The organism is Amycolatopsis sp. NPDC054798, from assembly GCF_053611505.1.
Map to the genome: position 1 here is coordinate 1 of NZ_JBSHAM010000172.1, position 10140 is coordinate 10140.

The following is a 10140-nucleotide window of genomic DNA, read 5'->3' on the forward strand; positions in this document are numbered from 1 at the left end:
GTCCGTGAAGGACTCCTTGAGGGAATCTGATTCCCTCAAGGAGTCCTTCACGGCTCACTGATTGAGCGTGCCCAGGATTTCCGCGAGGAACTCCTTGATCTTCGCTTCGGCCCGTTCCTTGTCGACCCCCAGTGCGGCAAGGACTTCGTACCCCGCGCCCTCGCCCTGTTCCAGCAGGGCGAGCAGGATGTGCTCGGTGCCGACGTAGTTGTGCCCGAGCCGCAGGCTCTCGCGCAGGGTCAGCTCCAGCGCCTTCTTGCCCGCTGAAGCGAACGGCACCTTCTCGGGAGCCTCGTCGAGCGGTTCCGGCAGCTTCGCCTCCGCGGCTTCCTTCACCGCCTCCAACGTCACGCCTTGGGCGACGATCGCGCCCGCAGCCAGTGCGTCGGGTTCGGAAAGCAGGCCGAGCACCAGGTGCACGGTGTCGATCTCGGCGCTCTTGCCGTCGATGGCCGCCTGCTGAGCAGCCACGATGACGTGCCGCGCCCGGTCGGTGTATCGGCCGAACGTCCGTTGGATCCCGCCGGATGGATCGTCGCCCTTCGGCACGAATCTCTTCTGCGCGGCTTGTTTGGTCACGCCCATGCTGGCCCCGATGTCGGTCCAGGAAGCCCCGCTGCGGCGGGCCTGGTCGACGAAGTGGCCGATCAGGTGGTCAGCCACTTCACCGAGGTGCTGGCCGACGTACACGGCGTCGGTGAGCTGGGCGAGGGCGTCTTTTTCGTTGTTGGCCTTGATGGCGTTGATGAGGTCGTCGAGCTTCACTGAGTCGGTCATGTCGTCAACTTTAGGTTGACGATTGAGTGTCGTCAACCTTGGGTTGACCAGGTTGGCGCGCTCAAGCGAACGGCAACCCCACGTAGTTCTCCGACAAACTCTCCGCCGCCGCCCTGGACGAGGCCGTGTACCGCAGCTGCGACAGCTGCAGCCGCCGGGCGAACGCGTCCGCGCCCGGGTCCACGTGCAGCATCGTCGTCATGAACCACGAGAAGTGCTCCGCCCGCCACACCCGCCGCAGGCAAGTGTCCGAATAGGACTCCGCCAGCGAAGAATCCCCTTGCAGCAGTGCGACCAAAGCCCGCGAAAGCACCACCACGTCCGCCACCGCAAGGTTCATCCCCTTGGCCCCGGTCGGCGGCACGATATGGGCCGCGTCGCCAGCCAGGAACAGGCGGCCGTGGCGCATCGGCTCGGTCACGAAGCTGCGCATCGGCGTGATGCCCTTGTCCAGAATCGGCCCCTCCTGCAGGGTGAACTCCCCGTCGACGGCCAGGCGGGTCGACAGTTCCGTCCAGATCCGGTCGTCCGACCAGGCCGCCAGATTCTCCGCCGGATCGACCTGCAGGTACAACCGCGTCACGTCCGGGGAACGCATGCTGTGCAAGGCGAATCCGCGCGGATGGTGGGTGTAGATCAGCTCCTCGTGCGACGGCGGCGTCTGCGCCAGAACGCCCAACCAGGCGAAGGGGTACTCGCGCTCGAAGGTGGTCAGCACACCGTCCGGAATGGACGGACGCGAGACGCCATGGAACCCGTCACAGCCAGCGATAGCGTCGCATTCCAAGGTCTGCAAGGCACCGGAGGAATCTCGGTACCGCACAACAGGGCGCGAAGTGTCTACATCGGACAGAGAAACATCCGAGACCTCGAAATGCAGCGGAAGATCCGCCTCCTCGTGCGCGTCCACGAGGTCCTTCACAATCTCCTGCTGCCCGTAGACCGTGATCGCCTTGCCGGTCAGCTCGGTGAGCGCGATGCGGTGATCGGCCCCGTCGAAACGGAGCGAAAAACCCTCGTGCGGCAAGCCTTCCGCCGCCAACCGGCCGCCGAGGCCGATCTTGGTGAGCAGGTCGACGGTCGGTTGTTCGCACACTCCGGCGCGCACGCGTTGCCGCACGTACTCGCGGTCGCGGGCTTCGAGCACCACCGCCTCGACCCCTGCCTGGTGCAGCAGGAACGACAGCAGCAACCCGGCCGGGCCAGCGCCGATCACGGCGACCTGCGTGCGCAACGGAACCTCCGATCAAGCCGCGGTGCGCGACTTCAGATGTGCTTTCAGATCGAACGAGCTGGCTTCCAGCTCCGCGTACGCCGGATGCGGTTCCGCGGCGAACAACCGGCGCGCGGCGATGTGGTCCGGCGCGCGGTTGACCGATTCGACGGCGATCAGCACGTCGTCGCGGAAGGACAGCACGGAGAACTTCCCGCTGTCCCGGTCACCGGTCACCACGGTCCGGTCCGCAGCTCCGAGGATGCCCGCGATCTGGAGTTTCGCGCCGGTCTGGTCGGTCCAGAACCACGGCAGGCTGTCGTAGCGCGCCGGTTCCCCGGCGATCGCCGCGGCCACCGAACGGGCCTGGTCCACCGCGTTCTGCACGGACTCCAGCCGGGTTTCGGCACCGGCCTGGACGCACGGGAAGCACGCGCAGTCACCGATCGCGAAGATCTTCGGGTCCTCGGTGCGCAGGTGTTCGTCCACCACGACGCCGTTGCGCACCTCAAGCCCAGCCGCCTCGGCCAGCGTCGTCTCCGGCAGCACGCCGACCGCGACGACCACGAGGTCCGCGGGCAGCCGTCGCCCGTCGGAGAGTTCGACGGACTCCACGTGACCAGACCCGTGCAGCGCGGTGACGCCGACGCCCAGCAACAGCGTGTGCCCGGCGGCCCGGTGGTGCTCGGCGAAAAACTCCGAGATCTCCGGCGACGCTACCCGCGCCAGCAGCCGGTCCTGCGCCTCCACCACGGTGACCGGACGACCAGCGTGCGAGGCGAACTCCAGCCCGATGAACCCGCCGCCGATCACCACGACGTCACCAGCCGCGTCCAGCGATGCCCTCAGCCGGTCGGCGTCCTCGCGGGTGCGCAGCGTCAGGACGCCTTCGAGATCGGCGCCGGGCACCGGCAACGCACGGTTGCGCGCGCCGGTGGCCAGCACCAGATGGTCGTAACCCAGCTCCGTACCGTCCTCGAGCCGGACTTTCGCCGCGTCCCGGTCGATCGCGGCGACCCGGCCGCGGACCAGCTCGATGTCCTTTTCGGCGAAGTAGTCCTCCGGCCGCAGCACCAGCTGTTCGACGCCCGCGCTGCCCGCCAGATACGCCTTCGACAGCGGCGGCCGCTGATAAGGCACCCCCGGCTCGTCGCCGACGAGTATCACGCGGCCGGCGAACCCCTTGTCCCGCAAGGACGCCGCGGCCTGGAACCCGCTTTGCCCGCTGCCGACGACGAGAACGGTCTCGGTGCTCATCTCGCTCCTCCCGACATCTCGGCTCCATCTGAGCACACCTCAGCCAAGATCGTCGAGGAGCAGCCGTCACACCCGCTGCAGGAACGCGATCGCATCCGCCGCTTCGACCGCGTCGAACGGGAGATACCCGCGTCCGTCGCCGGTCCGCGCGGGCAGCGCGGGGTCGATTCCGGCGGTTTCGACCAGTTCACGGTCCTGGACCGTCGCGGCGAGATACGCCTGCAGCGTCCCCGGCGCGGGGTCCTCTACCCCATCGGACGAGCCGAAATCGGTGGCAATGAACACATACCGGTCGCCAAGCTGGTGCGCGACCTGCGCGCCCGCGCTCCACCACTGCGCGCCCATCATCGAGGTCGCGCGACGCTGCAGGTGCTGGTTGTGCGCGGAGACGAACGTCCCCGGCAGCGCGAGCAGGTTGTCCGCCATCATCGCGTCGCGCTGCGCTCCGAGCCGGCCCATCCGCTCCGGCGAGGTGTCGGCCATCAGCGAGTGGTAGCGGCAGAGCCCGACCGCGGTGCGGGCGAGCAGATCGCCGCCGTCGGGCAACGCCGGACGCGCCCGTTCGAACTGGCCAGCAAGGTCGTCGGCGATCAACCGCAGCTCCCTTGCGTGCGGACTGTCCCCTTTGGACATCGCCCCGTCCCACATCGCCGCTTCGTCCGCCCACGCCGCGTCGTCGCCGGCCAGCCGCTCGATGGTCGCGACGTCGTGCGGGACGTCGTCAAGATGCTCGGCCAGGAAGCCGTGCAGTTCGGTGAGCACGGCGCGCGGGCTGGGTGCGCTGGCCATTTCCAGCGGGGCGTCGAAGCCGTGGAAGTGGACCTGCTCTTCGGGCGCGCGGCCGGCGTTGTGGTCGCGGAGCCATTCGACCAGCGCGCGGTTCGACGGGAACGCTCCGAAGCCGTGGCTGAACCCGGTGGCCAGGACCTTGTCGAGGTCACCTTCGCCGGTGGTCACGTAGCGGTCGACCAGACGTCCGGCGAGGCAGTCGCTCTCCAGCGCGATCGAGCGGTAGCCGTGTTCGAGGACGAGGTGCTGGAAGATTTCGTTGCGGAACAACGGGAACGCTTCGGTCCAGTGGGTCGGTTCGCCCAGTCCGAGCAGAGTCGGCGAACGGTGGGCGAGGAAGTCGTCGAAGGTCTTCATTGCTTTGACCGTATCGTTGAACTCTCTATTGGCACTTTTTTGCGATCCACCTGGTTGAATGGCCGGTGAACCCTCAAACCGGAGGTGACATGCGTCCGAAAGACCTCGCCCGCGAGCACGGCTTGTCGACCCAGGCCGTCCGCAATTACGAGGAGGACGGCATCCTCCCGTCGGCCGAGCGCGGACCGCAGGGCTACCGGACGTACACCGAACGCCACGCGCAAGCGTTGCGCACCTTCCTCGCCCTGCGCCCGGGCTTTGGCCACGCCCGCGCGGCAGCGATCCTCCGCGCGGTCAACGAGCGCACGGAAGACACCGCTTTCCAGCTGATCGACGAGGGGCACGCCGAGCTGTTGCGCGACCGCGGCACTCTCACCGAGGTCGAGCACGCGCTGCGCAACCTGACCCAGGAGCCGGACGTACGGCAGACCGTGCCGTCGATCGGCGCGCTCGCGCACCAGCTGTCCGTACACCCCGCCACGCTGCGCAAATGGGAGGCCGCCGGAATCCTCCAACCGGAACGCGACCGGGCCGGAAATCGCCGCTACCCGCCGGCCGTGGTGCGCGACGCCCGCCTCGCGCACCAACTGCGGCGCGGCGGCTACCCGCTCGCCCGGATCGCGGCAGTGTTGGAGCAGGTCCGGCACGCGGGCGGGGTCGCGCCGCTCGAAGAAGCCTTGCGCACCTGGCGTTCCCGGCTCACCGCCCGGGCGCACGCGATGCTGGACGGGGCTGCCCAGCTGTCGCGCTACCTCGAATGATCACTCCGGCAAAAGCGGCCGCATGAACGTGCGCCGATACCGGATCACGCACCCGCTCTCGTCCCGGATCCGGTCCGCCGCCACGAACTCCGGGTCCACTCCGAACAACGTCCGGTACCGCTCGTACGCGGCCAGGCTTTCGAAGCTGAACAACGCCCGCGCTTCGTCGCTGGCCCCTTCCGCGGGCAGGAAATACCCGTGGTGCACCCCGCCCTCGCGCCGCACCAGCCGCATCCACTCGGCGGCGAACCGTTCGAAGTCCGCGATCTTCGCCGGGTCGATCACATAGTCGACCACGCAGGTGATCACGAACTCCCCCAAACCCGCTCCGCCGTCGAAACGATCAGCTCCAGCTTCCGCAGCTGCTCACCGGCGGTCAGGTCGTTCCCCTCCTCAGTGGAGGAAAACCCGCACTGCGGCGACAAGCACAGCTGGTCCACGTCCACATACCGCGACGCTTCCTCGATCCGCCGCACCAGCGCGTCCGGGTCTTCCAGCTCGGGCCGTTTGCTGGTGACCAGCCCGAGCACGACCCGCTTTCCCTTCGGCACGAACCGCAACGGCTCGAAGCCGCCAGAGCGTTCGTCGTCGTACTCCAGGAAAAACCCGTCCACGGCCAGTTCGCCGAACAACGCCTCGGCGACGAACTCGTAGCTCCCGGACGCCACCCACGACGAGCGGAAATTGCCGCGGCACAGATGGGTCGTCACGGTCAGGTCGTCCGGCTTCCCGGCGAGCGCGGCGTTGATCGTCGAGATGTTGCGCAGGTGCATGGTGTCCGGATCGCTGCCCATGCGCGCGACGAGTTCACGCTGTTTCGGGTCGTTGAGGTAAGCCAGGCTGGTGTCGTCCAGCTGGAGATACGTGCAGCCCAGCGAACTCATCGCGCGCAACTGCTGCGCGTACGCCGCACTGAGGTCGGTGAAGAACTCGTCCAGCTCCGGGTACACGGTCTCGCTCACCGCTGCCCGGCCGCCGCGGTAATAAACCATGCTCGGCGACGGGATGGTCAGCTTCGGCGTGATGCCCGGGTCGGTGTGCGCCTTCAGGAACTCGAAGTGGTCGGCGAAGATCGGCTCGTCGAGGCGCACCTTGCCGTCGACCTGCAGGCCGGGCGGGCTGAACTCCAGGTCGCCCGCGAGATTGTGGAATTTCACGTGCAGCCGCTCGTCGCTGCGCGAGACGCCGCCGAGCGCGTAGATGAAGTCCATATGCCAGGACGACCGGCGGAACTCGCCGTCGGTCGCGGACTTCAGACCGGCCGCCTTCTGCATCTTCACGACGTCGCGGATCGCGTCGTCCTCGACGGCTCGCAGTTGTTCGGCGGAGATCTCCCCCGCCGCGTGGTCGCGCCGCGCTTCACGCAGCACCGCCGGCCTGAGCAGGCTCCCTACATGATCGGCACGGAACGGAGGTCGTGCAGTCATGTCTGGCATGGTCACACACAAACCGGCGGTATGCGCAGCGATAATCCGGCGGGACCACAGCGAAGGAGCCGCTCATGACGAACGCAGTGCACCCGGTCGACCGGGGCCTTCCCGCCGGACGGCTGCTGCTGCTCGGGCTGCAGCACATGGCGATCATGTACACCGGCTGCATCGCCGTGCCGCTCGTCATCGGCAGTGCGCTGCACCTGGACAACGCGTCGATCGCGCTGCTGGTGAACGCCGACCTGTTCGTCGCCGGACTGGCCACTTTGGTCCAGTCGGTCGGCATCGGGCGGCTGTTCGGCGTCCGGCTGCCGGTGGTCGCGGGCGCGACGTTCACCGTGGTCAACCCGATGATCCTGATCGCCGCGCAGTACGGCCTCACCGCGGTGTACGGCGCGATGATCGCCTCCGGCGTCTTCGGGCTGCTGATCGCCCGGCCGTTCGCCGCGCTGATCCGGTTCTTCCCGCCGCTGGTGTCCGGGACGTTGCTGCTGGTCATCGGGATCTCGCTGCTCGGCCCCGGCACGGCGATGATCGGCGGGCACGACACCGGCGACCCGTCCTACGGCGATCCGGCGAACCTCGGGCTGGCGTTCGGGGTGATCGCGCTGGTGGTGCTGTTCACCCGGGTGCTGCGCGGGTTCCTCGGCCAGATCGGGCCGCTGGTCGCGCTGGTCGCCGGCGTGCTGATCGCGATTCCGCTCGGCCGCGCGCACTTCTCCGGCGTCGGCGACGCGAGCTGGTTCGGCCTGGCCTCGCCGTTCCACTTCGGAGCGCCGACGTTCCCGGTCGCCGCGGTGGTGTCGATGTGCGTGGTGATGCTGGTGTCGTTCACCGAGACCACCGCGGACCTGATCGCGGTCGGCGAGATCACCGGCCGCCCGGTCGCCCCCGCCGATCTCTCCCGGGGCCTGGCGACCGACGGGCTGTCGGCGATCTTCGGCGGTTTCATGAACTCCTTCCCGGACACCGCTTTCGCGCAGAATGTCGGGCTCGTGCAGATGACCGGCGTGCGCAGCCGCTGGGTGGTCGCGACGACCGGCGGCATGCTCGTGGTGATGGGCCTGGTGCCGAAGATCGGCGCGTTCATCGCCGCGATCCCGGAACCGGTCGTCGGCGGCGTCGCGGTGGTGATGTTCGCGATGGTCGCGGTGGTCGGCGTGCAGACGCTCAGGAAGGTCGAGTTTTCCGGCAACCACAACGGTTTCGTGGCCTCGGTGGCGATCGGCGTCGGGCTGCTGCCCGCCTTCGGGCTAGACCGGTTCGGCAATTCGGTGTTCTTCCAGCACTTCCCCGCCTGGCTGCGGACGATCTGCGGCAGCCCGATCACCGTCGCCGCGGTCTTGGTCTTCGTGCTGAACCTGCTGTTCAACCACCTGGGGAAGCGGCGGGAGGGAGACTTGCTGCCGTAAGCGGCGGGTCCGCCAGCTTCACCCCGATGCCAGGCTCGACCGGCCCGTCCGGGTCAGCGCGCGCGTTCGACCGCCGCCGCCCACTGCGCTACGTCGCCGCGCAGCGAACCAGTGTCCGGCACCGGCATCCGCGCCGGTACCTGCCCGAGGAAGCGGCCATCGCCTACGTCAAGGCCGCTCCCGAGCAAGACCACAACGTCGTGCTCTCGATGCGCCCGGAACGCTGGACGACCGCGGATTTCAGCGACCTGCCCGACAAACTGTCCTGCCCCCGGTCGGCCCCGTTTCTCCGCCGCGGAGCCGACCGGGCCCGGAACCCCTTGCCCCGCAACCTTTCCCCGGTACCGCCGTTCGGCCGCAGCATTCCATCATGCCCGGTCACACCCGTTTCCCCAGGCCGTTCGGGCACTTCTTTCTTCCCAGCGGCCAGAAACGCGGACAGCCGACTTCCCGCCATTGCGCCGCCGATCTCCGCCATGGCACCTTGTGCCGGAAAAGACCTTCGGACAGAAGAGGGCGCATGGACGGCACTTCCCTCATTCTCAATGCCGCCGAACGGACTAGAGCGGCCGAACTTTTGGCCCGGTTCACCGACAGCTACGAAAATTCACTCACTCGTCGCCCGATCGCTCCTGAATCAGACCGGGAAACCCTGGCTAAACTGCTCGCCGAACCGTTCCCCGAAGAAGGCCTCGGCGTAGAAGCTTTCTTCGCCGACGTCGTGGACCGGATCGTGCCCTACACCACCACGATCGCGCACCCACGTTTCCTCGCCTACGTCCAAGGCCCGCCGAACGGCATCGGCGCGTACGCCGAAGCGATCGCCGCAGTGCTGAACCAGAACTGCAATCTGTGGCAGATCTCCCCCGCTGCCAACGTGATCGAGCGTTCCGTCATGGACTGGCTGACCGAACTCTTCGCACTGGGCCCATCCTCCGGCGGCATCCTCACCAGCGGCGGTTCCGGAGCCACCAAGGACGCGATCACCGCCGCCATCGCCGACCGCAGACCGGATTTCCGCGAACGCGGCCTCCAGGAAACTCGCGCTCCGCTAGTCCTTTACACCTCCGACGAGGCACACCGCAGCGTAGTCAAAGCCGCCGCCCTCCTGGGAATCGGCTTGGACAATGTCCGCACCATCCCCGTCGACGACCATTTCCGAATGCGCGTAGATCTGCTGGCCCAAACAATCGCCGAAGACCGCGCAGCCGGAAAGGAACCGTTCTGCGTCGTCGCCACCGCAGGCACGGTCACGACCGGTTCGATAGACCCCATCGACCCCATCGCCGACCTCTGCGCACAAGAAGACCTCTGGCTACACGTAGACGGCGCATACGGTGCTCTGTTCGTCCTAGCCGATTCGACCCGCGACGCCCTGCGCCCCCTGTCCCGAGCGGACTCCATCACCCTGGACCCGCACAAACTGCTCTTCGCGCCGCTTGAAGCAGGAGCCCTGCTGGTCAAGGACATGGCGAAACTACGCGCCGCCTTCGCCTTCTCGTCTTCGTCGTCCTACCTCACCGCAATCGACGACGCCCACCTGCTCGACTACATGGACCACGGCCCGCAACTTTCCCGCAGCTTCAAGGCTTTGAAGGTCTGGGCCGCCCTGCGCACCTTCGGCGTAGGCACCTTCCGAACTGTCACCGAACGCTGCCTGACCCTGGCCACCCGCCTCGGCTCACACATCGCCGCAGCGCCCGGCCTGGAACTGATGAACCCCGTAACCCTCACCGCGGTCTGCGTCCGAATGCCCGGCCGCAACGCCGAAGCACACGCAGAACTCCTCACCAGACTGCACGAAGAAGGCACCGCAATGCTCGGCCCCGCACGGGTTCACGGACACCCCTGCGTCCGCGCCTGCATCACCAACCACCGCACCACCGACGCAGACATCGACCTGCTAGCCGAACGCCTGACCACCCTGGCAACCCCCTGACCCCGCCCCATCTTCACGCCCCCCACACCACATCGGGGCGCAAGCCCCACTCCCTAAACCTCCACCACCACACCCCACGCACCCCAGGCAGCCAGCCCCCGCCCTGCACCCCGATACGAAGCCCAAATGCGGTTCGAGGGGTGGTTTGGAGGGGTGTTTTACGCCCAGTAAAAACACCACCCAACCGGAAAAACAAACGCAGAAG

At 67.7% G+C, this 10140-nt stretch carries 10 protein-coding genes; 3 read left to right on the forward strand and 7 right to left on the reverse strand.

Features of this window, described 5'->3' with window-relative positions; genetic code table 11:
* Positions 1-54: 54 nt before the first annotated feature.
* The 4 genes from ACWGIC_RS43590 to ACWGIC_RS43605 all read right to left on the reverse strand — a co-directional run bounded on the left by ACWGIC_RS43590 (position 55) and on the right by ACWGIC_RS43605 (position 4393).
* Positions 55-777 carry a Clp protease N-terminal domain-containing protein gene (locus ACWGIC_RS43590; protein WP_452081815.1) on the reverse strand — a complete coding sequence of 241 codons (723 nt, stop codon included), beginning with the start codon at positions 775-777 and terminating at the stop codon, positions 55-57.
* A gap of 61 nt (positions 778-838) precedes the next feature.
* The gene (locus tag ACWGIC_RS43595; protein ID WP_452081816.1) at positions 839-2011 is read right to left on the reverse strand and encodes a 4-hydroxybenzoate 3-monooxygenase; all 1173 of its coding nucleotides are present in this window, start codon (positions 2009-2011) and stop codon (positions 839-841) included.
* Positions 2012-2023: 12 nt separating this feature from the next.
* Positions 2024-3247, reverse strand: a complete 1224-nt coding sequence (locus ACWGIC_RS43600) for an NAD(P)/FAD-dependent oxidoreductase (protein WP_452081817.1) — start codon at positions 3245-3247, stop codon at positions 2024-2026.
* Positions 3248-3313: 66 nt separating this feature from the next.
* The gene (locus tag ACWGIC_RS43605) at positions 3314-4393 is read right to left on the reverse strand and encodes an erythromycin esterase family protein (protein WP_452081818.1); all 1080 of its coding nucleotides are present in this window, start codon (positions 4391-4393) and stop codon (positions 3314-3316) included.
* Positions 4394-4482: 89 nt separating this feature from the next.
* On the opposite strand from ACWGIC_RS43605, the gene ACWGIC_RS43610 reads away from it, so the two are divergent.
* Entirely contained in the window at positions 4483-5154 is a 672-nt protein-coding gene (locus ACWGIC_RS43610; protein WP_452081819.1) for a MerR family transcriptional regulator, read from the forward strand.
* Here ACWGIC_RS43610 and ACWGIC_RS43615 read toward each other — a convergent pair whose 3' ends face one another.
* Positions 5155-5463 (reverse strand): NIPSNAP family protein, encoded by a 309-nt coding sequence (locus ACWGIC_RS43615; protein ID WP_452081824.1) that lies wholly within the window; start codon positions 5461-5463, stop codon positions 5155-5157.
* Entirely contained in the window at positions 5460-6581 is a 1122-nt protein-coding gene (locus tag ACWGIC_RS43620; protein WP_452081820.1) for a 5-methyltetrahydropteroyltriglutamate--homocysteine S-methyltransferase, read from the reverse strand. Before ACWGIC_RS43620 ends, ACWGIC_RS43615 begins: the two co-directional genes overlap by 4 nt.
* A gap of 74 nt (positions 6582-6655) precedes the next feature.
* On the opposite strand from ACWGIC_RS43620, the gene ACWGIC_RS43625 reads away from it, so the two are divergent.
* On the forward strand, positions 6656-7996 hold the full coding sequence (locus ACWGIC_RS43625) for a nucleobase:cation symporter-2 family protein (RefSeq protein ID WP_452081821.1): 1341 nt from the start codon (positions 6656-6658) through the stop codon (positions 7994-7996).
* A gap of 53 nt (positions 7997-8049) precedes the next feature.
* On the opposite strand, the gene ACWGIC_RS43630 is transcribed toward ACWGIC_RS43625, so the two are convergent.
* Positions 8050-8190: a hypothetical protein gene (locus tag ACWGIC_RS43630; protein ID WP_452081822.1), complete on the reverse strand. Its 141-nt coding sequence runs from the start codon at positions 8188-8190 to the stop codon at positions 8050-8052.
* 326 nt (positions 8191-8516) lie between these two features.
* On the opposite strand from ACWGIC_RS43630, the gene ACWGIC_RS43635 reads away from it, so the two are divergent.
* Positions 8517-9935 carry a pyridoxal phosphate-dependent decarboxylase family protein gene (locus ACWGIC_RS43635; protein ID WP_452081823.1) on the forward strand — a complete coding sequence of 473 codons (1419 nt, stop codon included), beginning with the start codon at positions 8517-8519 and terminating at the stop codon, positions 9933-9935.
* Positions 9936-10140 lie beyond the last annotated feature (205 nt).